At 33.0% G+C, this 25,457-nt stretch carries 26 protein-coding genes and 1 other RNA gene; 5 read left to right on the forward strand and 22 right to left on the reverse strand.

The features are described from left to right. The first annotated feature begins 15 nt into the window (after positions 1-15). The 3 genes from ssrS (at position 16) to FM121_RS05565 (ending at position 1,094) form a co-directional block, all read left to right on the forward strand. A non-coding RNA gene (gene ssrS / locus FM121_RS05560) (6S RNA) lies at positions 16-205 on the forward strand. 123 nt (positions 206-328) lie between these two features. Further along, positions 329-598, forward strand: a complete 270-nt coding sequence (locus FM121_RS14340) for a hypothetical protein (protein ID WP_143597060.1) — start codon at positions 329-331, stop codon at positions 596-598. A gap of 25 nt (positions 599-623) precedes the next feature. Next, positions 624-1,094 (forward strand): universal stress protein, encoded by a 471-nt coding sequence (locus FM121_RS05565; RefSeq protein ID WP_086951169.1) that lies wholly within the window; start codon positions 624-626, stop codon positions 1,092-1,094. 598 nt (positions 1,095-1,692) lie between these two features. Here FM121_RS05565 and FM121_RS05570 read toward each other — a convergent pair. The 11 genes from FM121_RS05570 to FM121_RS05620 all read right to left on the reverse strand — a co-directional run bounded on the left by FM121_RS05570 (position 1,693) and on the right by FM121_RS05620 (position 9,155). Continuing rightward, positions 1,693-2,877, reverse strand: coding sequence for an acetate/propionate family kinase (locus FM121_RS05570; RefSeq protein WP_086951170.1), 1,185 nt, complete (start codon positions 2,875-2,877; stop codon positions 1,693-1,695). Between the two features lie 15 nt (positions 2,878-2,892). Further along, a complete protein-coding gene (locus tag FM121_RS05575; RefSeq protein ID WP_086951171.1) occupies positions 2,893-3,900 on the reverse strand; it encodes a class I SAM-dependent methyltransferase in 1,008 nt (335 codons plus the stop codon). A gap of 123 nt (positions 3,901-4,023) precedes the next feature. Continuing rightward, positions 4,024-4,377, reverse strand: coding sequence for a competence type IV pilus minor pilin ComGG (gene comGG, locus FM121_RS05580; RefSeq protein WP_086951172.1), 354 nt, complete (start codon positions 4,375-4,377; stop codon positions 4,024-4,026). Continuing rightward, complete coding sequence (locus tag FM121_RS05585) at positions 4,340-4,696, reverse strand: ComGF family competence protein (protein ID WP_143597061.1); 357 nt, start codon at positions 4,694-4,696, stop codon at positions 4,340-4,342. The genes comGG and FM121_RS05585 overlap by 38 nt, the downstream gene beginning before the upstream one ends. A 50-nt stretch (positions 4,697-4,746) precedes the next feature. Next, positions 4,747-5,058: a hypothetical protein gene (locus FM121_RS05590; protein WP_086951174.1), complete on the reverse strand. Its 312-nt coding sequence runs from the start codon at positions 5,056-5,058 to the stop codon at positions 4,747-4,749. Continuing rightward, a complete protein-coding gene (comGD, locus tag FM121_RS05595; protein WP_086951175.1) occupies positions 5,042-5,494 on the reverse strand; it encodes a competence type IV pilus minor pilin ComGD in 453 nt (150 codons plus the stop codon). Before comGD ends, FM121_RS05590 begins: the two co-directional genes overlap by 17 nt. Then, a complete protein-coding gene (gene comGC, locus FM121_RS05600; RefSeq protein ID WP_086951176.1) occupies positions 5,494-5,790 on the reverse strand; it encodes a competence type IV pilus major pilin ComGC in 297 nt (98 codons plus the stop codon). The genes comGD and comGC overlap by 1 nt, the downstream gene beginning before the upstream one ends. Then, a complete protein-coding gene (gene comGB / locus FM121_RS05605; RefSeq protein WP_086951177.1) occupies positions 5,787-6,830 on the reverse strand; it encodes a competence type IV pilus assembly protein ComGB in 1,044 nt (347 codons plus the stop codon). Before comGB ends, comGC begins: the two co-directional genes overlap by 4 nt. Beyond that, a complete protein-coding gene (comGA, locus tag FM121_RS05610) occupies positions 6,784-7,746 on the reverse strand; it encodes a competence type IV pilus ATPase ComGA (protein ID WP_086951178.1) in 963 nt (320 codons plus the stop codon). The genes comGB and comGA overlap by 47 nt, the downstream gene beginning before the upstream one ends. Before the next feature lie 98 nt (positions 7,747-7,844). Further along, positions 7,845-8,570 carry a YebC/PmpR family DNA-binding transcriptional regulator gene (locus tag FM121_RS05615; protein WP_086951179.1) on the reverse strand — a complete coding sequence of 242 codons (726 nt, stop codon included), beginning with the start codon at positions 8,568-8,570 and terminating at the stop codon, positions 7,845-7,847. 69 nt (positions 8,571-8,639) lie between these two features. Continuing rightward, complete coding sequence (locus tag FM121_RS05620) at positions 8,640-9,155, reverse strand: VanZ family protein (RefSeq protein ID WP_086951180.1); 516 nt, start codon at positions 9,153-9,155, stop codon at positions 8,640-8,642. Between the two features lie 118 nt (positions 9,156-9,273). On the opposite strand from FM121_RS05620, the gene FM121_RS05625 reads away from it, so the two are divergent. Continuing rightward, positions 9,274-11,088: a M3 family oligoendopeptidase gene (locus FM121_RS05625; protein ID WP_086951181.1), complete on the forward strand. Its 1,815-nt coding sequence runs from the start codon at positions 9,274-9,276 to the stop codon at positions 11,086-11,088. Positions 11,089-11,134: 46 nt separating this feature from the next. Here FM121_RS05625 and FM121_RS05630 read toward each other — a convergent pair whose 3' ends face one another. The 8 genes from FM121_RS05630 to adhE all read right to left on the reverse strand — a co-directional run bounded on the left by FM121_RS05630 (position 11,135) and on the right by adhE (position 21,950). Further along, positions 11,135-11,788: a CatB-related O-acetyltransferase gene (locus tag FM121_RS05630; protein WP_086951182.1), complete on the reverse strand. Its 654-nt coding sequence runs from the start codon at positions 11,786-11,788 to the stop codon at positions 11,135-11,137. 150 nt (positions 11,789-11,938) lie between these two features. Then, complete coding sequence (locus FM121_RS05635; RefSeq protein WP_086951183.1) at positions 11,939-13,267, reverse strand: C40 family peptidase; 1,329 nt, start codon at positions 13,265-13,267, stop codon at positions 11,939-11,941. Positions 13,268-13,415: 148 nt separating this feature from the next. After that, on the reverse strand, positions 13,416-13,931 hold the full coding sequence (gene mreD, locus FM121_RS05640; protein ID WP_086951184.1) for a rod shape-determining protein MreD: 516 nt from the start codon (positions 13,929-13,931) through the stop codon (positions 13,416-13,418). Then, the gene (gene mreC, locus FM121_RS05645) at positions 13,928-14,791 is read right to left on the reverse strand and encodes a rod shape-determining protein MreC (protein ID WP_086951185.1); all 864 of its coding nucleotides are present in this window, start codon (positions 14,789-14,791) and stop codon (positions 13,928-13,930) included. The genes mreD and mreC overlap by 4 nt, the downstream gene beginning before the upstream one ends. 160 nt (positions 14,792-14,951) lie before the next feature. Next, positions 14,952-15,953: a lipid II:glycine glycyltransferase FemX gene (locus tag FM121_RS05650; protein WP_086951186.1), complete on the reverse strand. Its 1,002-nt coding sequence runs from the start codon at positions 15,951-15,953 to the stop codon at positions 14,952-14,954. A 3-nt stretch (positions 15,954-15,956) separates the two neighbouring features. Further along, positions 15,957-17,174 (reverse strand): carboxylate--amine ligase, encoded by a 1,218-nt coding sequence (locus FM121_RS05655; RefSeq protein ID WP_086951187.1) that lies wholly within the window; start codon positions 17,172-17,174, stop codon positions 15,957-15,959. Between the two features lie 25 nt (positions 17,175-17,199). Beyond that, the gene (asnB, locus tag FM121_RS05660; protein WP_086951188.1) at positions 17,200-19,083 is read right to left on the reverse strand and encodes an asparagine synthase (glutamine-hydrolyzing); all 1,884 of its coding nucleotides are present in this window, start codon (positions 19,081-19,083) and stop codon (positions 17,200-17,202) included. Between the two features lie 266 nt (positions 19,084-19,349). Further along, on the reverse strand, positions 19,350-21,950 hold the full coding sequence (gene adhE, locus FM121_RS05665) for a bifunctional acetaldehyde-CoA/alcohol dehydrogenase (protein WP_086951189.1): 2,601 nt from the start codon (positions 21,948-21,950) through the stop codon (positions 19,350-19,352). A 336-nt stretch (positions 21,951-22,286) separates the two neighbouring features. Here adhE and FM121_RS05670 point away from each other — a divergent pair, with 336 nt between their 5' ends. Further along, positions 22,287-22,703 carry a hypothetical protein gene (locus tag FM121_RS05670; RefSeq protein ID WP_086951190.1) on the forward strand — a complete coding sequence of 139 codons (417 nt, stop codon included), beginning with the start codon at positions 22,287-22,289 and terminating at the stop codon, positions 22,701-22,703. Positions 22,704-22,775: 72 nt separating this feature from the next. On the opposite strand, the gene yajC is transcribed toward FM121_RS05670, so the two are convergent. The 3 genes from yajC to queA form a co-directional block, all read right to left on the reverse strand. Beyond that, entirely contained in the window at positions 22,776-23,132 is a 357-nt protein-coding gene (gene yajC, locus FM121_RS05675; protein WP_086951191.1) for a preprotein translocase subunit YajC, read from the reverse strand. 83 nt (positions 23,133-23,215) lie between these two features. Further along, positions 23,216-24,361 (reverse strand): tRNA guanosine(34) transglycosylase Tgt, encoded by a 1,146-nt coding sequence (gene tgt / locus FM121_RS05680; protein WP_086951192.1) that lies wholly within the window; start codon positions 24,359-24,361, stop codon positions 23,216-23,218. A 17-nt stretch (positions 24,362-24,378) separates the two neighbouring features. After that, positions 24,379-25,413, reverse strand: a complete 1,035-nt coding sequence (gene queA, locus FM121_RS05685; protein ID WP_086951193.1) for a tRNA preQ1(34) S-adenosylmethionine ribosyltransferase-isomerase QueA — start codon at positions 25,411-25,413, stop codon at positions 24,379-24,381. Positions 25,414-25,457 lie beyond the last annotated feature (44 nt).

Here is a 25,457-nt window from a genome sequence, read left to right on the forward strand (position 1 = left end):
GTAAGATAGGTTTATAGATATCTGTGATGTGCGTCGTGTTCACTTTAGTGTTGAGCTAACAATTAATAATACCTTGGGAGTTAAACAAGATATTATCAAAAACAAGCCTTATCCTTTGGTAGTTTGCGATAATACAAATAATTCCCACCTGCATATACCGCGGGTTCAACCATAACGAGCATAAAACGGCATCGACGGATATTTTTTATTTTATGATTCAAAGCTGCTCCGTTTTATGGAGCAGCTTTTTTATATGAATTGTCTATTGGTAGATAATTTTTAGGCGATTTTAACTTATTACTAAATTTAAGATTGGATTGTGATATAATTGATTAAGATAGTTACATTACTTTTTGCTACTGTCCTCTTAATTATCGGATGGTACATAAAGCAAAATATTAGCAAATTAGAAATGTTATTCTCGAAAGAAAACAAGAAAAATCTGACCTATTTTTCAACCAGTTTCTTAATCCTTGGTATTATAGGAATTATTATTGGTCTATTCCTAGCCACTCAATCAGTCGCACTCTTTTATGTGGCGATTGTCTTGACTGTCTCTGGTATTTTTTCGGTTCAACTATCTAAAAAAATGAGGTAAGTTCCAATAAGAAAGGGTGTTTCCTATGTTAAAAGAATACAAAAATATCTTAGTTGCCGTTGATGGGTCTGATGGGTCTGATCAAGCTTTCAAAAAAGCTGTACAAGTAGCTAAACGAAACAATTCAATTTTATATATTGCCCATATCATTGATATTAGAGCCTTTGAATCTGTTTCTAGTTTTGATGAATCTCTTGCTGAGGATGCAGCTAAGGTAGCGAAAGAAACATTAGACAAATATTCTGATTATGCCAAAGAACATGGCGTTGAAGATATCCATTGCTTAATCGAATATGGTGCCCCTAAAACAATCATCACACAACGTCTACAAAAGGAGTATCACATTGATTTAATAATGCTGGGTGCAACTGGACTAAATGCGATGGAACGAATTTTAATTGGTTCCGTTTCAAGTTATGTTTCACGTCACGCCCATTGTGATGTTTTAATTGTTAGAACAGACATCCAAAATAAATTACTTAAAAAAGATAAATAGATCAAAAGAACTGATGACACGCCTTCAAAATAAAGGGTCATCAGTTCTTTTTATATTTAATATTTAACATTCATTTACTTCCTTCGACTATTTTTTTGATCTTCAATCCCAGCGCCCATGCTGTCTACTCCATAACCACTATCTACTAAAGGTGTGTTTCCTTTTAATGGGTCTTTTCCTTTTTTACGTAGTTCGTCGTTTTTTTATCGGATTTTTTCTGATTTTATTTGTTTTTCCGATATATTCCTCACCTCTTTCTAATAAATTTATTATATCACATAAAACATTTATGTATAAAAACGAATTTTTTTATTTATTAGACGACAAAAAAGAGCGAGACATACGCCTCCCTCTAATGTAGTCTGGGTTCAAAAATCTGCTCCTTCGGTAACTTCACTAATATCACTCAATCCAAAGAACGGATTGTTTGATATTTCCTCCAGTTACTCAGAGCAAAACGCTTTTTTCGCCACTCTATTTTAGTCTGGGTTCAAATGGCAGCTCCTACGACAACTTCACAAATATCAATCAATCCGAAAAGCATGGATTATTTGATATTTCCTCCAGTTGCTTGGAGCTTAACGCCATTTTCACCACTCTATTTTTTCAATGCTTCTACGTCACGGCAAATCATTAATTCTTCATCTGTTGGGATTAAAAGAATTTTAACGCTTGAATCGTCTGTTGAAATCACGCGTTCTTCTCCACGGACATTGTTTTTCTCTGTATCGATTTCACAACCAAACCAAGTTAAACCTTCCATGATTTTTTCACGAATTTCAATTGAGTTTTCACCAATACCGGCTGTAAAGACAATCGCATCTACACCGTTCATGACACTTACGTAACTTCCGATATATTTACGAACGCGGTCAGCAAAGATTTCAATTGCTAATTTAGCATCTTCTTTATCTGAAGATAATAAATCACGCATATCACTTGAAATACCTGATAGACCCAAAAGTCCTGATTCTTTATTTAAAATATTTACCATTTCTTTAATATCAGTAATATTTAATTTTTCCATTAAATATGGCAAGATTGAAGCATCAATGTCCCCTGAACGAGTTCCCATTGTTAAGCCAGCTAATGGAGTGAATCCCATAGATGTATCTACTGATTTACCACCATCAACAGCAGTAATAGAAGCACCATTACCTAAGTGGCATGTGATAATTTTTGTTTCAGCAAGTGGTTTACCTAACATATCAGCAGCTCTTTCAGAAACATAACGATGACTTGTTCCGTGAGCACCATATTTACGAGCTGAGAATTTAGCATAGTACTCTTTTGGAATACTGTATAAGTAGTTAACAGCTGGCATTGTTGTATGGAATGATGTATCAAATACACCAACATTTAATGTATGCGGCAATACTTTTTGGAAGACACGGATAACTTGTGCTTCAGCTGGATTATGTAATGGTGCAAATTCAGCTAAATCGTCGATTAATTTTAAGGCTTCATCATCAATAATTGCTGATTCTTTGAAATGTTCACCACCGGCCACGATACGATGACCAGCTCCTGTAATTTCTTCGAATGAATCAATAATATTTAATTCTGTTAATTGTTCTAATAACATGTTAACAGCAATTTCGTGGTTTTCGATATCTTTAATCACTTCATATTTTTGACCTTCGCCATATTTGATTGTAAAAATTGAATCATTTAAACCAATTCTTTCCACGATTCCTTGTGCTACAACCGTTTCTTCTGGCATAGTATATAATTGCCATTTTAAACTTGAACTACCTGCATTGATTGCAATTGTTTTTGACATGTTTGTTACTCCTTTTTATTTTATATTTGTTTCGCGCCAAGCACGAAATGCATTGATAAACGTTAACACTGCTTGATTATCTTTAAGTGAAGGTAATTCTGCTAATAAAACTTCTTTAGCTTGTTCTGCTGAATTCCCTTTATTTTGAACAATCAAAATCGATTTACTGATTCCTTTTTGACTAAATAAAGTATATGGTAATTTAAGGACTGACTGTAAGTATACCTTACTTTTTATCCATTTAGTTAAAAGAGGCGCTTGTTCTGTTTCTAGTAAATTACTTGGCACTAAAAATACGCCAAAACCAGCTGGCTTCACATGATTCATCGCTTTTTCCATCAATAAATGATGTGCGTAAGTATGCCCATCATCTGCTGCTACTGTAAACTCTTTTGCTTTTTCATCTACTGGATAATACCCAATTGGTAAATCAGCAATCGCAAAATCAACCGGATCTACTAACAGCGAATCTATACTATCTTGATGGAATAACTGAGCATCGATACTCAACCACTCTTGGTTAACTGCAGCCACATTAAGTAATGTATCATCCACATCTACACCATAACCAACTGTCTTCAGACCAGCAACATCAAGATTAGACATAACCGTATAAAGTAAATTCCCCATGCCAACTGAAACATCTAAAAGAGAGATTTCTTTTGTCTTATCTGCTAGTTGCTCTAAAATGTAAACAAACAAAAAGCCGATTCCATCAGGTGTTAATTGGTGATTCGCCTGAATACCATCCTTCATAGAACCTTTTAATAAGACCAGTTGTGTTATTTTACGACGATCTTCTTGCGTCAATTCTAGCTGTTCTAAAGAATTATAGAGGGTTTCAATTTTTTCTACTACTTCTTTTTTTGGTACATCTTCTATAACGCGAACTTTTTGCCCATCCATTCGATTCTCATTATTTTCAATGTAAGCATCAAAAAAAGAAGTATCTAGTGCACCCTGTAACAGTTCTACTGATTCAAGCAAATATTGAAAGCCTTTTTCAACATCAGTCTGAGACAACACATCCACCTCTTTCGTTAGTGTTAACTATTTATGTTTCACTGCTTCATTTTAACTAATAAATGTGAATAATTCAAGGTAAATTCCAGATAAAAAAGGCAAGAATACGATGATTTCTTGCCTTTACTCTTTGATTGTTCTTTTTGTTGTTCGTTTATATTGATTATCCATGTTAGTTTTTATTTCACAAATATCACTTTTAGCATCTTTTTTAATTTCAACCGTTCCTAAATTATACTGAAACAGTTTTTCATCCTGTTTCATCTCATTTCTAAATTCTGAGATTGCCATTTCTTCCATCGTTTTTGCTAGGTAGAAGTCTTTTGTACTCACTAACATTTTTCTCCTTACTGAATAATCTTGAAGTACATATAAAGTCATTGTTGTAAACATAACTAAAATTGCTAGTACTGGTAATAAAACCCCTCCGTTTTTACTTTTAATAAAAGAAAAAATAACAATAATTTTCTTCTTCAAGAGTGGTTACCTCCATCCTGATCCAACCATCCTCATCTGTAAATAAAACTTCCTTAATGCCTGTTATTATAGGCTGATGACCATGAATACTACTCGTTTTTCTAATCATTTGATTGTATTGTTCAAAAATTATTGTCTCTCTATCTTTTCCATTATAGTAAATTTTATTTTCGTCTACCTTTATAAAACTGGTCGACATCATCTCTTTTTCCATTTGGATCTTGCCAATTTGAAGTTCAAGATAATCATTTTTTTTCAAATGATTTTCAATCCGTGTTAACGTCACTAAAAAAGGCTGTAAAAATAATAGTAATCCCATTAAAACAACTAAGGATATCAAGCATTCTATTAAAGTAAACCCTTGGTAATCTATTTCCTTTGGATTTCTAATGATATATCTTCACACTCAATTCTGACTCTATCTGTATTCCACTCTTTTATAAAAAAATCATGATCCGTTGCCTTTTTCCTAATTAATGTTTCATCTTTTAATTTATTTTGTTTAAAAGCTGCCATCTCATATAATTGTGTTGCCATTTCTAGTTCTGTTTGCTTTAAATTCGTTTCTTTAAAAAAAAAAATCATGGTCGACATTAAAAACAAAAGGGAAGAAACAATAATAAACATCGCAATCATACATTCAAAAAGTAAATAACCTTGATTTTCATAGATTTTTTTCATTTCTAATCACCTTACCGCTACCTAATTGAAAATTATACTTAATTTCACGGTTTCTTGATTCATCTACAAATCGAATCCCCTGAATTTTTTTTATGTTTCCACTAACACCTTTGAATTCAATTTTTTCTGAGCTTCTTAGAGTGAGTGGCTTTTCAACATGTAAATCTTCCTTGCTATTTCTTCCGTAGTAATAATAATCAAATTTCAATAATTGTTTATCTGGTTCTTGACTTATCTTAGTATCAATCCCCCAAATAATCGCACTTTGATGCGTCTCTTGGATTTTACGCTCTACTTGGCTGAGAAATATTTCAACTTGATTTTTTTCCTGCCATTTTTTAATTCCAATAATTGGAATAGTAATGAAAATTCCTATTATCATTAAAACAAGTAGGCATTCGATTAATGTGAAGCCATCATCTGATGATACCTTCATCACTTAACCTTAATCTCTAGTTCATCAGCTTTTTTCTTCTGTTCTTTTGATATGTATCCCCCATCAAACAACTCTTTCGTAGATGTTGGTCTTGACTCTTTATCCAAGTAATACATCTCACTTTGAGTCTCTATCACTTTCTCCAATGCGATATCTCCCTTTTTATTAATACCATCCGTCTGTTTCATTAAATTTGGAACAAACAGCACGATTAAAATAGCAATTACAAACATAACGATTAACATCTCTAACAATGTAAAACCTTCATATTTTTTATTTTTCTGTTTCTTGTTCAACTAAAATCCCCCATTCCACTATAAATCGGTAAAAGTAGCGCCCCGTAGATAGAAACAATTAAAATGGCAATTAACAAAAACATAATCGGCTGCAAAAAAGCCATTCTCTTTTCCGATAATTCGATTAAAGCTTCCCATTCACGATTACCATAAATTAGTAGTTCTTTCCCTAAATCCCCCTTAACTTCTCCCTGTAAAATAATTAAATTTAGTTCTGGTTTTAAAAAGTGCCATTCCTTGATTGTTAAATTAATAGGGTTTCCTTTTTCTATCTGCTTTTCTATGGCAACAGCCATTTCTCGCATCAAAACGGTATAACCCTTTTTATTCATGACTAAAATAACCTCTCTGAATTCCATTCCTTGTGTCAACAATTTCCCCCACTCTGTTGCAAACAAAGAAGTATAATAATGAATTAAAAATGATTTTAAGATAGGGATTTTACATAACCAATTTGCTTTTTCGACTTCTGTTTTGTTACCCAAATAACGCTTTATAACTAAATACCCGATACTTACTATCAATAATAAGATTAAAATAATTTTAGGACTCTGGTTAATCAGACATAAGCCGATATTTTTATCGTCATTTCCTTCATATAAATCACTCAGCTGTGGTAAAATATACCACTTCATGCCTAATACCATTCCAAATAAGAAAAATAATAACAATACAGGATAACTGACAACTTTTTTCAAATGCTGCTGCTGTCTTTCTTGATCTGATAAATGCTTGGAGAGGCGTGTCAGTGTACCCACTAGATCACCATGAACTTCCGCAAAACTTAATTGAGCATTTTGAGATGGCGTTAATTTCAGTGTTTTTATACTTCTGTTCAAGCTTTTACCTTTAAGTAGTGAAGATGTCATTTTTTGAATTTCTTTTTGTTTTTTTGGTTGCACAGTTGCCATAAAACTTAAACTTTTTTCTAAGGTAAAACCATTGTCTAATAATTCAGCTAATAAATTTAAAAAAATATGTTTTTCTTTACGACTAAAACTCCCTTTTCGAGAGCCTATATGTCTCTTCTGAAATAACACTTTCCTGATATGCTTGATGGAGATCTTCTTTCCAATTAGTTACCACCCCATTAATCGATAGATCATACATCACCTCATACTTACTTTTTCTTAAAACCGGTATGAGTTCCTGGTAAACAACTCCTCGTAAACTTTGCTGCACCTCTACTTCTGGAATCCCTAAATCTTTCAATCTAATTAACACGCCTTCCTTATCTTGCGAATGAATCGTTGAGAAGACCATGTGTCCTGTTAGTGCGGCTCGAATGACCATTTTTGCCGTCTCATGGTCCCTTATCTCTCCGATTATAAGAATGTCAGGTCGATGTCTTAAACAAACTTTGATTAATTCTTGATAGGTTAAATCAATTTTTTCATTCACTTGAAATTGTAAAAAATCATTGTTTTCAATTTCTACCGGATCCTCAATCGTAATAATTTGCTTTTCTTTTTGCTTATTTAAATAGTTAGCTAAATAATACATGCTCGTTGATTTTCCCGCTCCCGTTGGCCCTGAAAACAAATATAATCCTGGTAGACATATTAAACTTTCAAGTAACTTTAGTTGTTCTGGAAAAACAAAGTTTAGTTGAGATAATTCTTGTTTATTCTGTAAAAATCGAATGACTAATGTTTCTCTATTTTTAAAGTCTGCTACGCTTGAAAGTCTAATTCGATGAGATTTTTCTTTGATACTAATACTAGCGCTTCCGACTTGTGTTTTGCGTTTCTCAGAAACATCCATTCCAGCTAAGTATTTTAAATATAAAATTAATTTCTCACCTTCCTCAAGACTAATTTCTTGGAAATGTGTCATCTCATGATGGTAACGAAAAGATAGTTCATACTGCTCTTGAGACGGAAAAATATATAAATCACTTGCATTTAGTTTAAAACCTTTCTTTAACAAATAACGTGCTCTCTGCTTTACAGACATCCCTCACCCCTTTCATCTTAAATATTCGTTAAAAATAACTGCTTGAACGAAAAAATAAGCTGCTAAATACAAAACATGTACTTAACAACTTTTTAATTTTATATATTGGCTGATGTATAAACTTCTGAAACATCATCGTCTTCTTCTAACACATCAACAATTGTTTGTAATATTTCTTGATTTTTTTCCGATAGTTCTGTTATAACTTGTGGTATCATCGTTAACTCTGCCTGGACAAATGAATAGCCTTCTTTTTCTAAGCTATCACGGACACTAGAAAACTCACTGGCTTCTGTATAGATTTCAAAAACCTCTTCACTAACCTCTAGCTCTTCCCCACCTGCTTCTAAAACACTCATCAGCATGGTATCCTCATCTACATCTAACCCTTCACGAAGGATTACAAGATAACCTTTACGATCAAACATATACGCAACTGAACCCGTTTCACCAAGAGAACCACCATTCTTATTAAAAGCTACTCTAACATTAGTTGAAGTTCGATTTTTATTATCAGTTAAAGTATGAACTAAAATGGCGACACCTGCTGGTCCATATCCTTCGTATACAATTTCATCGTAGTTTTCACCTTCACCAGCCGAAGTTGCTTTTTTGATTGCTCGATCAATATTATCATTGGGCATATTAGCTGTCTTAGCCTTATCCAATGCAAGTCTTAATGCCGGATTAGAAGACGGATCAGAACCACCACTTTTAGTTGCCATATAAATTTCTCGTGATAATTTTTGAAATACTTTACCACGCTTCGCATCCTGTGCGCCTTTTCTTCCCTTTATATTATTCCATTTTGAATGTCCTGCCATTTAAAAATCCCTACTTTCTAAATAATAGTCTACTTGCATTCTAACATATTAATCAGATAGAAAAAGCGTTTACTTTCTTTTCTTAGAACTTTTACGATTCCTCCACCAAAAGAAAAAAAGACAAATTAAACACGCAAAGAATGCCCCCGAACTATCTAAAACGACATCCTCAAACATTGGACTTCTCCCACCAGTCAACATCTGATGAAACTCATCTAGCGCTGCATAACCTGCGGCTGCTAACCACGAGTATAAAAAAGCAATCCCTAAATGTTTCAATCTAGGAATAATCGCTAAGAAGAGACTACCTCCTAAAATAAAATAGGTACCAAAATGAGCCGCTTTTCTAATAAAAAATTCCACAAACTTGAAGTAACCACTTGCCTCAATACTCACTGGTGATCCTCCATATGTAAACGACACACTGGATAAAGCCACTTTAAAAGGCTCATTTTTTAATATTTTTTGTAATACGGGGATACTACTTTGTTGTTCATACGTTTGTGACGAACTATAAAAGAGAATCCCCATCATCACAAAAGCGATAATTAAATATACGTTACCATTTTTCAATTGTTTTTGCATAAAGTCACTCCTTAATCTTATTTATCGTACCTTGTTTAATACAAATTATCAAATTATTTATGAATAAAATAAGTTTCGTGTATAATGGTAATAATACACGAAGGGAGCGTTTTATTGTATGAAATATTCAATCACATGGGATTTAGATTCACTATTTAAAGGTGGCGTAGATTCACCTGAACTAACAAAAAGGTTAACTTTATTAGACCAACAAATTTTAGACTATACTGCTTTAATCAATCAATGGCTACCAGAAACAGATGCGCCAGCATTCTCAGGTTTTTCAGATATTATTATTCTGCAAGAAGCTGTTACTAATGGATTCGGACAAACAATTAGTTTTGTAAACGCGATTCAATCTGCTGATGTTAATAACAAAAAAGCTGGCACAATGTTAGCAAGCCTTTTTAATAAATCGACTGACTTTGAAAATGCTAATGTTATCTTGACTAAAAAATTAACAGCTCTTCCAGACACTCTATGGGCTAATTTACAAGCATCTAATATCTTCAAAAAACAAGGTGTCGCATTTATTTTAAACGAAACTCGCGAACACGGTAAAAGATTACTTAGCGAAAACGAAGAAAATATTATTAACCAACTTTCAACAGATGGTTTCAACGCTTGGAGCACTCATTACGATACATTAGTAACTCAAATCTCGATTCCATTTACTGAAAAAGATGGTACAGAAGTCATTCTTTCAGCTGGTCAAGCCTTCAATAAAATGATGGGAGACGCTGATAGTGCCGTTCGTGCTGAGTTATTTAAAAAATGGGAAAATGCTTGGTCAGAAAAAGCACCATTATTTGCTGATACTTTAAATCACTTAGACGGATTTCGCTTAAAAGCTGATCAATTACATGGTATTACAAGCCATTTACAAGTTCCATTAGAATATAATCGCATGCAAGAAGAAACACTTAATGCAATGTGGGGTGCTATTTCGGATAACAAACAACCTTTTGTTGATTTCTTAACTCGTAAAGCCCAACTACTAGGTAAAGAAAAAATGGAATGGCAAGATCAAGATGCACCAATTATTTTAGGTGAATTTGAAGAAAAACGTTACACATTTGACGAAGCTGCTGAATTTATTGTGGAAAACTTTAATAAATTTAGTCCTAAAATGGCTGATTTTGCTCAAATTGCCTTTGATAAGAGCTGGATTGAGGCAGAAGACCGTCCCGGAAAACGTCCTGGTGGTTATTGTACCAGTCTTCCGGAAAACAAAGAATCTCGTATTTTCATGACTTACGGTGAATCTATTAACGAAGTATCTACTTTAGCTCATGAATTAGGGCATGCTTATCATTCTCATGTGATGTGGGACCTTCCTGTTATGAGTCAAGATTATGCTATGAACGTGGCTGAAACAGCTAGTACATTTGCTGAGTTGATTGTTGCTGACGCAACATTAAAACAAGCTAAATCAGATGAAGAAAAAATTAATTTAATTGATGTTAAAATGCAAAATGCGATTGCAATGTTCATGAATATCCATACCCGTTTTATTTTTGAAAATAATTTACATGAAGCTCGTAAGGATAATGTTTTAACTGATGAAGAAATCACTCAACTAATGTTAGACGCTCAAAAGGAATCTTACTGTAACTCGTTAGGTTCTTACCATCCTCATTTCTGGGCAAGTAAATTACATTTCTTTATTGATGATGTACCGTTTTATAACTTCCCGTATACATTTGGTTACTTATTCAGTTTAGGGATTTACGCTCATGCACAAAAACAAGGCACTTCATTTGAAGATGAATACATCGCTTTATTACGTGATACTGCCTCTATGACAACTGAAGAATTAGCTAAAAAACATCTAGATGTTGATTTAACTAAACCAGATTTTTGGCAAGATGGCATTAATATTATTAAAAAAGATATCGAAGAGTTTATGACTATTACTAAAAAATATATTTAAGTAAAAAAAGAGAGACTAGCCCTAATCCTGGCTAGTCTCTCTTCCTTTATTTAATATTTTCTCTATAGAAATCATACAATTTCACAATATCACGGCTCATTAAAACCGGTTTTGCTTTTTCTATCATACTATCTTCCCAATCAAACCAACGCATCTCCAGTAACAAGTTAATTTCCTTATCACTAAAACGTTGCTTAATTAGTTTTGCTGGATTTCCAACAACAACAGTGTATGGTAACACGTCTTTAACAACCATTGATCCTGCAGCTATAATAGCCCCTTCTCCAATTGTCACACCAGGCATAATAGTAGCGCCCATCCCTATCCATGCATCACTTTTAATTATAGTATCACCTTTTGGCTCAAAAGATTCCTTGATATGATTAGCAAACGGATAGACTGTTATCCAATCAGGATGATGATTATGATTTCCACCAAGTAATATTACAACACCAGCCGCAATACATACATAGTTTCCAATAATTAATTTATCCAACTGCCAGCCTAAATCTTTTTCTGGATTAAATAAATCTCTTGTTGTTTGATCACCCCAAAGATATCTAACACATCCATTTTCAAAATTATTATTTTCATAATAACCTGAATAATAAGATTTATTTCCTACCGTTATTAAAGGATTCGTAATAATATCTTTTAAATATTTTGTTTCTGACCAATTTTTATATTTTTCTTTACTCATATTTTCCGCTCCTAAATTCTATTTTTTAATTTAGAAGCAAAAAATCACTGAAACATTTTTAATCAATCTTAATTTACGACTCATTTCATCATTCCTTATAAAAAGAGGTAACCCAAGTTACTGGATTACCTCGCAAAGTTTAAATTCGAATTACATACGTACTCCAAAATCTGGTGACCAATAAGCTATACTTTGTACTGTTACGTTTTCACCTGGTTGTGGTGCGTGGATGTATTGTCCGCCACCGATATAAATACCAACGTGATGTGTTGATCCTTGCGCTCCCCAGAATACTAAGTCTCCTGGTTGTAATTGGCTAAGTGAAATTTTAGCTCCAGCACTTTCTTGTGGTACTGTCCATCCACCAATTTCTCTTCCAGCTGCAACACGATAAACATAAGATGTAAATCCAGAACAGTCAAATGAATCTGGTCCTTTAGCTCCCCAAACATAAGGTTTACCAATATGTTTGTAAGCTTCTGCTACCACTGCACTACCGTTTGATGATGCAGGTGGTGCTGGTGTTTCAGTTGGTTGTTTCGGTGGTGTTACTGTTTCTCCACCTTGGTTATTATTATTGTTGTTATTGTTGTTATTGTTGTTGTTGTTATCAACTGGAGCTGTTTCTCCACCATTATTAACTGGTACTTCTGGTGCTTTGTTTTCATTTGTTGGTACTTCTGGTGTTTTAACTTCAGTTGTTGGTGTTACAGGAGCTACTGTTTCTTTAGCCGCTTGTTTTTCAGCTTCTGCTGCTACTTTAGCTGCTGCTTCGACTGCTGCTTGTTCAGCTGCAAGTTTAGCTTCTGCTTCTGCTTTTTCATTTAAGAATTGATCTTTTTTACTTTGTTCAGTTTCTTTTTCAGCAGCAATTTCACTAATTGCAACTTGTTGTGTTAATTCTTGGCTAACTAACTCGCCTTTTTTTTGTTCTAAAGTAACTGCATTCGCTTGTACTTCAGATGCTTTTGCTTCTGTTTCTGATTTTTTATCTTCAACAGATTGTTTGTCTTCTTTTTGTTGTTGCATCATATCATTGTTAGCTCCAACTAATTTAGAAGCTGCCATAACTTTAGTCACAGCATCTGATACTGAATCAGAATTTAAAACTAAGTCTACAACGTTTGAGCTACCTGAATCAACTTGTACTGAACGAGCTTGCTCTTTAATAGAAGCATCACGTTTTTCAATACGTTTTTCTAAATCTTTAACTTCAGTATTTAAAGAACCAATTTCATTATTTAATTCTACTTGTTTTGATTGTAAAGCGTCTGCTTGGTCTTTAATTGATGTAATATTGCTTTGGATTGAAGCTAATTGAGATGAAGCTGATGCTTCTTTCCCTTGTAAATCAGTAATTTTTTTGTCTTGAGAAGCAATCTTTTGATCAACTGAGTCAGCACTTGCCATCAATGGAAGAGCTGTTGCTGATAGGATCATAGTACTTGTAAGTAACGTAGATAAAATTTTCTTTTTCAATTTAGTAGTCCCCCGTGTAATTTCCAAATTTTATATTTTATGTTTAATTTAATGTTTAATTTATTTTTAACAACAAATGAATTGTAGCATAGAGACATGTCAGTCATATAATAGAAATGTTACAAACATATTTCATTCAACATAACATCTATTTTTTTACATTAAACATCTTTTTTAACGGTACTACTAACAAAGCTATTAGTATAATATTCAAGCATAATGTCGGTGCCAATGTTCTTGCAAAAAAATCTAAAATAGTTGTGCTTGTTAATTTAAATAAGACTAATAAAAATACTCTTCCAACAGAAAGTGCCGTAACAAAGACAATAAAACTTAAAATAATGGTAAATGTATTAGGATAGACATGTTCAAACAAACTATAAATTAGAATAACTAATATTGGAAATAGAATCAGATTAATCCCAATAACATTATAAAAGTAAGAATCATATAATAACCCAATCACACTTGACCATACAACTAGGTAAGTTTTTTCCATTTGAAAAGTTGCAAACATTAGAAACATCAACAGTAAGTTACTGGTAAAATCCATAGGAACTGAAATTGCTGATAAAAGTGAACTGCTAATATGACCATCAATCAACATCATTAAAAAGAAAATTAGCGGCAAAGTATAAGATAGATACTTTCGTTTTTGCATCATTCATTTGTACCTGCTAACCTCTTAATTACAGTAACTGAATTCACATCATACATATCTGCTACGGGTGTAACTAGTACTTCAGCATCTAAACCTGTTTTATTTTTCTTAATCTCTTTAATTTCTCCAACTAGCAATCCTTTAGGTGAATTATTCCCTAACCCGGAAGTTGTCACTGGTGTTCCTTCTTTTAAGCCTTCAGTTGAAGTTAACTGTGAAACAATCAAAGTATGAGTTTTATTGTTATAACCTTCCATTAGACCATAAACCATTTTACTATCTTCTCCTTGTAACATCACTGGAAAATGATTTGTATTTTGGTTAATCGTTGTTAACAGTTCTACTTTAGAGCTATTATTTTCAGCTATAATCACACGACCAATTAAACCTTTATCTCCCATAACTGCCATATTCACTTCAATACCATCTTTTTTACCCTTATCGATGATCAATACATCTTGCCAGCTATCTGGAGAACGATTAATAACAGTGGCATTCACTGTTTCATAATTTGAAAGCGTGGCATTTAAATCTAATTGACCTTTTAATTTTTCATTTTCTGTTTTTAAATTAGCTACTTCAGCTTCAAGAGAAGCCGTATGATCAATTTTTTTCTTTAAATTATCATTTTCAGTATACGTATTAAACAAATTGTTTATTGACTTAACACCATTCTCAATTCCAATAAACGGCGCTTTCACTACCTTATCAATTGTTGCAATCACACCATTTGTTTCAGATTGACCTGGTAAACTTTGTTTTTTATTATCTCTTTGCATGGAACTGAAGCTAATCAACAGGACAACAACAATAACAATCGTTATCGCAATAATTATATTTCTACTTGAATTAAATTTTTTCACATTTCCACCTCGACAAAAGTCTTGAATTTTAGATACACATAAACTTTATTTTAACACCCTTTTATTTAAAGTGCTAGAACGGAGATATTAAATTTAGGTAGTGATTCCTTAAGAATTTCTATTAAAAAAGTAGAGATATGATATTCTCCACTTTTTTCGATTATTCATTTAAAAACGCTTGATAAGCTTCTTTGTCATAAACTCTATCAATTTCACCGATAAATTCTGTTGCTTGATCACTACCAACAAAACCTCGTTTAAATCGATACAAGCCATCTTCTTCATTCATCTCAAATATGCCACCAAAATCATAAAATCTTGTTTTTCTTTCTAATCCCCACTTAATCATTTCCCACTGCATTAAATAATTAGGCATCTTATTTCTATGAAGGTTATTAGAGCCACCATACATATACCATGTCACGTTACCATAACTTAAACATAACGCACCTGCTAATACTTCCTCTTCAAAGCTTGCGATGAATACTTTTGCATTATCTCCATAAGCATTTAAGACACGCTCAAAATATTCGTATGGACGGTAACTAATTCCTTGTCGTTCACTCATAATAACATGCGTTTCGTAAAATGCTTTTAAGTCTTCTAGATTTCTAGAGGAATGTACCTGGATGCCTTTTCTATCTGCTAATCTAATGTTATAACGTGTTTTAGAATGGAACTCTCCAAGTAACTCTTCCTCAGTCTTGCCTTCCATATCTAGTCTCATATTTAAGCGTGGTTGAATAGTCGAGTGTGGATTAATCTCTTTATTACGAACAACAAAACCAGCTGCTTTATAGGCGTCAGATAGTGCTTGATCATAGAAGACTTCCGGATCTGTTCGCATTAAGAAAATATTTTCATCTACTAAATGTTTTTCAGCCTCATCGTATAGTGCTTTTACTAACTCAATATTTCTAATATCACACACTGGACCTCTAGTCGCATAAGCAATTTTTTTATCTCCAACAGATGATACAGTCAAAATAGACATTGCTGCTATTATTTCATTTTCTTCCTCTAAGTAAACATAAAAAGGTGTCCAATTATTTTTTACCTTAGCCCAAGCCATATCTTGTGTTGTTGCTGTATAAGGACTATTTAAAATAAATGTTTCATATTTTTTTACTTCTTCCGGATTAGCTAAATTAACTAATGCCATTTTTTATCTTCCCTTCTTTTCAAACCATTTTTCGTAACGTTCCGTGTAAGATTGATAGTATTTTTTCATACTTAAATCTCTAATAAAAGATTTGTCTTTTTCATAAAACAATGTATAACCATACTCATTTTTATCAATCATCTCTTTAGCAACTTGCTTACACGTATCGTCCTCAGTATAAGTTAGCACGACTTCTTTAGGAACACCTAACCATAATTTCTCATTTTTATTTAAAAAAACCGTCTTGTTTTCTTTTTCTTCAACTAAATCTTTAATTGAATACGCCATTAAATTGCAGCCGGCTAGTGTTGAATAAAAACTGCTTCGACCTGGCCTTAAATTTATTTCAAAAATTTTAAAGGTTTGATCACGTTCGTCGAATTTCATATCGAAGTTAGCAAATCCTGTGTAGCCTATTCCCTCTAAAAAGCGAGTATACGTCTCATAAATATCGGCATCAAATGTACTTTTAATTGCTACATAATTACCAACTAATGTTGGCGTAACATCTTCTAAGAAAGGATGTCCTAAACACATTGAATGAACTTTATTATTTTTTCCAACATAAGCATTTAAGACACGCATATTGCTATCTGGTCCTGGAATAAAATCTTGCATCAACATAGTATCTGAATAACCTGAACTAAAGATATTAGTTAGTGCCTCATTAACTTCTTCTTTATTATGTAAAATATATGCTTTTTTCTTGTCCTTAAAATCAGCAACAGTATATGTCACACTGTTGCTTGGTTTTACAACAACCGGATAGTCAAACGGGACATCAATCTCTTTGTAGTTATTTGCTGTTACTTTAATTGTCTTTGGATAAGGTAATTTTAATTCCTCACACAAATCATAAAAATCTTCTTTCAAAATTAATTGATCTTTTAATTCTTTTTTTACAAACGGTAATTGGCAATACTTAGATAGCTCTTCTTGATGATCAATAACTAGTTCAGCATAACCATCACTTGCAGCAAACAAAATCAACGTATCATACGTTTCTAGTTTCTTTTTTAATAAAGGAACCATTGCTTCTGAAAAAATAGCGGGTTCAGTTAAATTATTAACTACCTCTATATCAATGATTTTAGAATGATTGGTCATTGGCAATTTCCCTTGTCCAACACATAAGCTTTTGATGCCATATTCCATATGTATTGAACGCGCAATACCGTAAGCATTAACATCTGTTCCTAAAATAATCGGTAAAAACTTCATGGATTCTACTCCCTTCAAATAATTATTAAGCTGTTAAATCAACTAACTCTGGTTTTTGTCCGTCATTAATAAAGTAAACATTATACCAAGTTAAGAAAGTAAAAATTGTCCAGATTTTACGACGTTCATCAACTTTTTCTTCAAAGTTATCATCTAATAATTGAATAATTTTTTCTTGATTAAAAAATTCATTAACCCATTCATTAGAAAATAATTCTCTAACGTGTTGATAATAACGTTCTTCTCGTAACCAATCTTTAATAGGAACTGGAAAACCTAATTTTTCTCTGTTCGACCATTCTTCTGGGAGATGTCTTCCAGCGGCTTGACGAAAAGCATACTTAGTATTTTCCGAATTGATCATGTACTTTTCAGGCACTTGCTCTGAGACCTTCATTAATTCAATATCCAGTAAAGGAACACGCAACTCTAGAGAATGAGCCATTGATAATTTATCTGCTTTTAACAAAATATCCTTAGGCATCCATTGATGAAAATCTAAATATTTTTTCTTTTTAAGATTAGATACGCGACTAACTTTTTTGTACTGTTTATTAACAATATCAGCAACACTAGGTGATTTCGAATAGTCACTTGTTAAATATTCTAGTGCTTCTTTTTCTTCAAATACTTTAGCGTTTCCTATGAAACATTCTTCTGCTGGTGCTAAGTTAGAATACATATGTAAACTACCCGGAAATTGTTTATCCTTAATAAAGCCTGCTAAACCGTATTTTGCTTTTTCTGGTAATTTTTTCAACAATTCAGTTGTTTTTCTAATAAATTTTGATTTAGTGTAAAAACCATATGTCTGGTAGCCACCAAATAATTCGTCTGCACCTTCACCACTCATTACTACTCTAACATCACGACTAGCTAATTCAGATAAAAAGAATAAAGGCACACAAGAAGGATTTGAATCTGGTTCATCTAAGTGATATTGAATTAAAGGGAAATTCATAAATGATTCTTCTCCTTCAATTACACGTGACTCATTCTGCAATCCAATCATATCAGTTAAGGCTTTTGCTTCGACTGATTCATTAAATGTTTTATCACCAAAACCAATAGAATATGTTTTGTTAGGACGCAAAACAGTCGCAACATAGCTAGAATCTACGCCAGATGATAAGAACGATCCCACTTCAACATCTGCATTTTTATGAATATCAATTGATTCTTTAACTGTTTTATCAATTAAATCCACAGTTTCAGCTAAACTCATATTTTTTTCGTTATCTTTAACATCCCAATACTGTTTAATTTCTAATAAACCATTTTTATAAGTAAAAAAATGTCCCTCTTTAATTCTATAGACATTTTTAAAAAAGGTTTCATCTAAAGCTGAATATTGAAACGTCATAAATGGACGTAACGCTTCTTTATTTAATTCTTTTTTAAATTCTGGGTGTTGTAAGAAACTTTTGATTTCTGAACCATATATAAAACTGCCGTTCATTTCTGTATAATAAAAAGGTTTTATCCCAAAATGATCTCTAGCACCAAACAATTCATTTGTTTGCGTATTCCAGATAACAAATGCAAACATTCCTCTTATTTTTTGTAATATTTCAGCACCATATTCTTCGTATCCATGAAGTAACACTTCTGTATCTGCATGTGTTGTAAAAATATGACCTTTTTCTATTAAATCTTTTCTTAATTCCAGATGATTATATATCTCACCATTAAATGTGATGACAAGCGTTTTGTCTTCATTATAGATAGGTTGAGAGCCACCTTCTAAATCAACAATACTTAAACGCCTAAACCCCAGCGCTCCCTGAGCATCTACATGACTACCTGCACTATTTGGACCTCTATGGGCAATAGCTTCCATCATATTATTTATTATTTTTTCTTTCGATTCTACCGAATTATTATCAATAAATCCAACTATTCCACACATGTTATTTCCTTCTTTCTTAGAAGTTTTTATCTATTAAAGTACTTTAATCTTTAATTAAAATCTCTTTTCCTATTAACAATCCTTAAATTATATATGATTACAACTAAATTGTCCAACCTCCTCTATCATCACAAGTTGGTAACTCAGCTATTTCAAAACAACCTTATTTTCCAAAACAACGTACTATAATAGAGGATTTATAAGCAAAAACACCTCTATTCGTATCCAAACTAACGGAAACGATTAGAGGTATCTTCTTATCATAATTAAGCGTTATATGAATCAATAATGATTTGTTTCAACTCACTAATTAATGGTTCTTTAGGATTAGCTGTTGTACATTGGTCTTCATACGCAAGTTCTGCCATACGATCAACTGTACTGTCTAAAGTTTCTTGACTCAAACCTTGTGCTTTAAGGTTCATTTCAATACCAACACGTTTACCTAATTCATCCACTTCTGTTGCTAAGGCTTCTACTAATTCAGCCGTTGTATTTCCTTTAAGCCCTAAGAATTTAGCGATATCTGCATAATCAGTATCTGCTCTAAAGAAATCATATTTAGGGAATAATGCATGTTTTGATGGGTCTTTTGCATTATAACGAATAACATGTGGTAATAAAATTGCATTAGTACGTCCATGAGGAATATTGTATTCTCCACCAATTTTATGTGCGATTGAGTGACTTATTCCTAAGAATGCATTAGCAAACGCCATACCAGCCATTGTTGAAGCATTGTGCATTTTTTCTCTGTTTTCTAAGTTAGGATTTTTTACTGATTCTTCTAAATAATCAAATACTAATCTAATAGCTTGTAAACTCAATCCACGTGTATAATCAGAAGCCATAACAGATACATAAGACTCTAAAGCATGAGTTAAAACATCCATACCTGTATCAGCTGTAACACTTGCAGGAACACTCATTACAAATTGAGGGTCAATGATTGCTACATTTGGTGTTAACGCATAGTCTGCTAATGGGTATTTCACGTGTGTTTCGCTATCTGTAATTACTGCAAATGGTGTTACTTCAGCACCTGTACCAGATGTTGTTGGAATACAAACCATTTGAGATTTTTTAGCTGATTGAATTTTATAAGCACGTTTTCTAATATCTAAGAATTTTTGTTTAGCTCCAAAAAACTCTGTTTCTGGATGTTCATAGAATAACCACATACCTTTGGCAGCATCAATTGCAGAACCACCACCGATAGCAATAATTGTATCTGGTTTGAATTTGTTAATCATTTCAGTTCCTGCATAAACAGTGTTTGTTGAAGGGTTAGGTTCAACATCTGAGAAGATTTCGTAAGTCACTTTATTGTTACGTTTGTTTAACTCATCAATCACTTTTTGAGTATAACCAAATTGAACCATACCTGGGTCACAAACGATGAATGCACGTTCGATGTTTTCCATTTTTTCTAAATATTGGATTGAATTTAATTCAAAATAAATTTTTTCTGGAAGTTTAAACCATTGCATATTATTTCTCCGTTTTGTTACAGTTTTTGTGTTAATTAAGTTAATTGCTGTTACGTTTTTAGATACTGAGTTTTTACCGTAAGATCCACAACCTAATGTTAATGAAGGAATCATTTCGTTGTAGATATCACCAATCCCACCTTGTGCTGCTGGTGAGTTGATTAAGATACGACAAGCATTCATTCTTAGACCAAATTGAATATGTAAATCTTCATCTTCCGAATGTAAAACAGCAGTATGTCCTTCTCCGCCAAGTTTTAACATTTTCTCACATAATTCTAAACCATGTTCGCGGCTGTTAGCTTTAAACATTGCTAAAACTGGAGATAATTTTTCACGAGATAATGGGTAATCAGCACCCGCATCTTCTAATTCAGCGATTAAAATTTTAGTTCCTTCTGGAACGTTAATACCAGCATCTTTTGCAATTGATACTGCAGAATGACCAACAATTGCTGGGTTAACAGCTGTTTTAGCTTCGTTCATAACTGCTTTTTCTAATTTAGCTAATTCATTTGCTTTAACAATGTATACTTGATGAGCTTCAAATTCAGCTTTCACTGCATCATAAACTTCAGCATCAACAATTACACCTTGTTCAGAAGCACAAATCATACCATTATCAAATGATTTCGAAATAATTAAATCATTTACAGCACGTTTGATTCTTGCTGTTTTTTCAACATAAGCTGGTGTATTACCAGGTCCAACGCCAAGTGCTGGTTTACCAGTAGAGTATGCTGCTTTGACCATTGCAGAACCACCAGTTGCTAATACAATTGCCACACCTTCATGATTCATTAATGTGTTTGTTCCTTCGATTGAAGGTTGTTCAACCCATTGAACACAGTTTTCAGGTGCGCCAGCTGCTACTGCTGCATCACGAACGATACGAGCTGCTGCTGCTGAACATTTTTGTGCGCTTGGATGGAAAGCGAAAATAATTGGATTACGTGTTTTGATTGAAATCATTGCTTTAAAGATAGTTGTAGATGTTGGGTTAGTTGTTGGTGTTACTCCACAAACCACACCGACTGGATCTGCAATTTCAATAATTTGTTTTTGTTTATCTTCATTAATTACGCCAACTGTTTTATCATATTTGATACTATTCCAAATACTTTCAGATGCGAACATATTTTTAATTGCTTTATCTTCATAAATCCCACGGCCAGTTTCTTCAACTGCCATTTTTGCTAAAGGCATGTGTTGATCTAAAGCTGCCATCGCCATTTGATGAACAATGTGGTCTACTTTTTCTTGATCAAAAGCTTTCATTTCTTTTAATGCCTGATTACCTTTTACCACTAATTCATCAATTACTTGTGCCACGTTACTTTCTTGTTTCTCAACTTTTTTATCTTTTGTCTTTACCATAATAGCCTCCTGAAATAATTTGTTATTTACTTCACAAATGTAACATACATCATTTTTTCATAATTGTAAATACTTTTTGTGATTTTTTTCACTTTATTTTTAAATTAACTCTCAATATTGTTAAAATACACTTTCCATCATGAACCACACCATTATTTTTTTATTTCAACCTAAAACATTGATACCATTTTCACATTTATCAATAAGCACATTTTCATAAAAAAGATTGCTTCTGATTACCCCACTATTAAATATGATTGACTCATCCTCTCTTCAAATTTATACTTCTTTTATAAATAAAGGTCGTATTTTTCAAAAAAAGGAAGGAACTAACAAATGAATAAAAAAATTATTTTGTTCCCACTATTTATGTTTATCTTTTGCTTATTGATGTACAAGATTTTAGTAGAAACACCTGTTGATAGTTTCAATAATCAAAACAAAGAACTTTTAATTACTCAATCCACAGAAAATTCTACTGATATAGTCATTACTAATTCTTCAAGTCGTCGTTTAATTTGGGAAACCTCTAAAACAGAAGTAATGACACAATCGAAAAATAAATGGCTACCTGTAGAAACAATTTTACCCAAAGTAATCATTAAAGAATATATTGATAGCGGTGCTACCTCTATCTTTCCTTTACAAGACTACATAACTAATAATAGTGCAGAAAATTACAAACTAGTCTTTTTCTTTTCATATGACAACGAACCAGAATTCTCATATGAATTTGAACTAAAGATTCCATAAAAATATCTCAATAAAAAAACAAACGGACTACTTTTATAAGCAATTCGTTTGTTTTTAATTTGAAAGAAAATCTTATTGATTCTCTTTTTCTGTTTCTTCTTTAGTTTCGATAACTTCTGCTTCAATTACTTCTTCTACCTCAACTGGTGCTACAGGAGCAGTTCCTGTTGAAGGTGTCACCGTTTTAATTGCAGCACGTTCAAATTCTAAATAAATACCTTCACAGTCAATTGTTACAGTTCCTTTGTCTGTGTTTAATTCATGAACCACACCGTATAACCCACCAATAGTTATAACATCATCACCAAGTTTCATGCTGTTTAAAACTTCTTGGCGTTGATTTTGTTGTTTCTTTTGTGAACGTGTCATGAAAAACATCATCCCACCGATAATAATTAACGGAAATAAAAATCCTAATCCACCTTGCATTTAATCTACCTCGTTTTCTTTTTATAAGTCACTACTAACTTTATCAAATTTTATTAGATTACACTAGTTTAATTTATGAATTTTTAGAAATTCTTCGGATTTTCTTCATTAAATCCGTATTCTTCAAAGAATGCTTGTCTAAATTCTAGTAAATTGTCATCCATAATTGCTTGACGGACTTGTTTCATCACATTTAATAAGAAATATAAATTATGATAAGACGTTAAACGAATACCAAATGTTTCATCACATTTAATTAAATGACGAATATAAGCACGAGAATAATTACGACAGGTATAGCAATCACATTTTTCATCTAATGGTCTAAAGTCACGAGCAAATTTAGCATTTTTCACAACTAAACGGCCTTTGCTTGTCATACACGTTCCATTTCTAGCAATCCGAGTCGGTAATACACAGTCAAACATATCAACTCCACGAATAACACCATCAATCAATGAATCTGCAGTTCCCACACCCATTAAATATCTCGGTTTATTCTCTGGAATAAGCGGTGTTGTATACTCTAAGACTTTATTCATCTCTTGTTTCGATTCACCTACGGATAACCCACCAATTGAATAACCGGGGAAATCAAGACTAACTAAATCACGAGCACTTTGCTCCCGTAAGTCTTGGAACCCAGCTCCTTGGATAATTCCGAATAAGCCTTGACGATCTGCATTGGCATGAGCATTCAAACCACGTTCTGCCCAACGAGAAGTTCTCTCGATTGATTTCTTCACATAGTCATGACTTTGCTCAAAAGGTGGACACTCATCAAAACTCATCATAATATCTGGTCCTAATTTATTTTGAATTTGAATTGCTTTTTCAGGAGATAAAAACATTTTTGAGCCATTTAAATGGTTTCTAAAATGAACGCCTTCTTCTTCAATACGACGCATATCGCTTAATGACCAGACTTGGAAACCGCCTGAATCCGTTAAAATACCTTGATCCCAATTCATAAATTTATGTAGTCCGCCTGCTTCTTCAACTAAATCTTCTCCAGGACGTAACCATAAATGATAGGTATTACTTAAAATAATTCCTGCACCCATATCTTTTAATTCTTCTGGTGCCATTGTTTTAACTGTTCCAAGAGTTCCGACTGGCATAAACATTGGTGTTGGGAACGTCCCATGGGGTGTAATAATTTCACCTAGTCTTGCGCCAGTGTGTTTTTCTTTTTTGATTAATCTGTATTTAATTGCTGGTTCGCTCATTGTGATCCTCTTTTCTATTATTTTACAAACATTGCGTCGCCAAAACTAAAGAAACGATATTCTTCTGCAACAGCATGTTCATAAGCGTTAAGTACATTTTCTCTTGTTGAAAAAGCACTCACTAACATGATTAATGTTGACATCGGTAAATGGAAGTTAGTTGTAAACGCATCAACCAATTTAAATTCATAACCTGGTTTAATAAAGATTTCTGTCCAACCACTGTCAGCTTGGATATCCCCATTAAATTTAGTGCCTATTGTTTCTAACGTTCTAATAGACGTTGTGCCTACAGCTACAATTCGACCACCTGTGGCTTTTATTTGTCGCAAGCTTTCCGCTGATTCTTCTGACAATGCATAAAACTCACTGTGCATATGATGATTGTCTAAATCTTCCACATTGACTGGTCTAAATGTTCCTAAGCCAACATGAAGGGTTAAATAAACGATTTTTATTCCTTTTGCTTCAATTTTCTCCATTAATTCTTGGGTAAAATGAAGACCTGCTGTTGGCGCTGCTGCTGAACCATTTTCTTTAGCATACACCGTTTGATAGCGCTCCTGATCTTCTAGAGTTTCTTTAATATAAGGTGGTAGAGGCATTTCGCCCAAAGCTTCCAAATTTTCTAAAAAGACTCCTTCGTAAGCGAAGTCAATAATTCGACCACCATGCTCTAATTCCTCTTTTACAACGGCTTTCAGTCGGCCATCTCCAAATGAAATTTCAGTGCCAACTTTAGCCCTTTTAGCTGGTTTAATGAGCGTTTCCCATGTATCGTTTTCAATATTATTTAATAATAAAACTTCTAGATGTCCACCTGTTTCTGGTTTTTCTCCGTAAAGTCTTGCCGGTAAAACGCGGGTATTATTCATCACAAGTGCATCTCCTGGATGTAATTCATCTAAAATATCATGGAAATGTTTATCTTGGATATCACCTGTTTTTTTATCTAAAATCAATAATTTAGACGCCGTTCTATCCTTTAACGGCGTTTGAGCGATTAATTCTTCCGGTAGATGAAAATCAAAATCTGACGTTTGTAATGTCATAGTCACCTGTTCCTTTCTATATCTTCCTGTTGTATTTTAACATC

It is taken from the genome of Vagococcus fluvialis bH819, from assembly GCF_900163795.1.
Taxonomy (GTDB): Bacteria; Bacillota; Bacilli; order Lactobacillales; family Vagococcaceae; genus Vagococcus; species Vagococcus fluvialis_A.

Excerpts from the sequence above, each read along its gene's own strand:
- FM121_RS05565 (WP_086951169.1), top strand. The coding sequence starts at position 624 with ATGTTAAAAGAATACAAAAATATCTTAGTTGCCGTTGATGGGTCTGAT.
- FM121_RS05570 (WP_086951170.1), bottom strand. The coding sequence starts at position 2,877 with ATGTCAAAAACAATTGCAATCAATGCAGGTAGTTCAAGTTTAAAATGG.
- FM121_RS05585 (WP_143597061.1), bottom strand. The coding sequence starts at position 4,696 with ATGGGATTACTATTATTTTTACAGCCTTTTTTAGTGACGTTAACACGG.
- FM121_RS05590 (WP_086951174.1), bottom strand. The coding sequence starts at position 5,058 with ATGAAAAAAATCTATGAAAATCAAGGTTATTTACTTTTTGAATGTATG.
- comGD (WP_086951175.1), bottom strand. The coding sequence starts at position 5,494 with ATGAAGGTATCATCAGATGATGGCTTCACATTAATCGAATGCCTACTT.
- comGA (WP_086951178.1), bottom strand. The coding sequence starts at position 7,746 with ATGTCTGTAAAGCAGAGAGCACGTTATTTGTTAAAGAAAGGTTTTAAA.
- FM121_RS05615 (WP_086951179.1), bottom strand. The coding sequence starts at position 8,570 with ATGGCAGGACATTCAAAATGGAATAATATAAAGGGAAGAAAAGGCGCA.
- FM121_RS05620 (WP_086951180.1), bottom strand. The coding sequence starts at position 9,155 with ATGCAAAAACAATTGAAAAATGGTAACGTATATTTAATTATCGCTTTT.
- FM121_RS05625 (WP_086951181.1), top strand. The coding sequence starts at position 9,274 with ATGAAATATTCAATCACATGGGATTTAGATTCACTATTTAAAGGTGGC.
- FM121_RS05630 (WP_086951182.1), bottom strand. The coding sequence starts at position 11,788 with ATGAGTAAAGAAAAATATAAAAATTGGTCAGAAACAAAATATTTAAAA.
- mreD (WP_086951184.1), bottom strand. The coding sequence starts at position 13,931 with ATGATGCAAAAACGAAAGTATCTATCTTATACTTTGCCGCTAATTTTC.
- FM121_RS05650 (WP_086951186.1), bottom strand. The coding sequence starts at position 15,953 with ATGGCATTAGTTAATTTAGCTAATCCGGAAGAAGTAAAAAAATATGAA.
- FM121_RS05655 (WP_086951187.1), bottom strand. The coding sequence starts at position 17,174 with ATGAAGTTTTTACCGATTATTTTAGGAACAGATGTTAATGCTTACGGT.
- asnB (WP_086951188.1), bottom strand. The coding sequence starts at position 19,083 with ATGTGTGGAATAGTTGGATTTATTGATAATAATTCGGTAGAATCGAAA.
- adhE (WP_086951189.1), bottom strand. The coding sequence starts at position 21,950 with ATGGTAAAGACAAAAGATAAAAAAGTTGAGAAACAAGAAAGTAACGTG.
- FM121_RS05670 (WP_086951190.1), top strand. The coding sequence starts at position 22,287 with ATGAATAAAAAAATTATTTTGTTCCCACTATTTATGTTTATCTTTTGC.
- yajC (WP_086951191.1), bottom strand. The coding sequence starts at position 23,132 with ATGCAAGGTGGATTAGGATTTTTATTTCCGTTAATTATTATCGGTGGG.
- tgt (WP_086951192.1), bottom strand. The coding sequence starts at position 24,361 with ATGAGCGAACCAGCAATTAAATACAGATTAATCAAAAAAGAAAAACAC.
- queA (WP_086951193.1), bottom strand. The coding sequence starts at position 25,413 with ATGACATTACAAACGTCAGATTTTGATTTTCATCTACCGGAAGAATTA.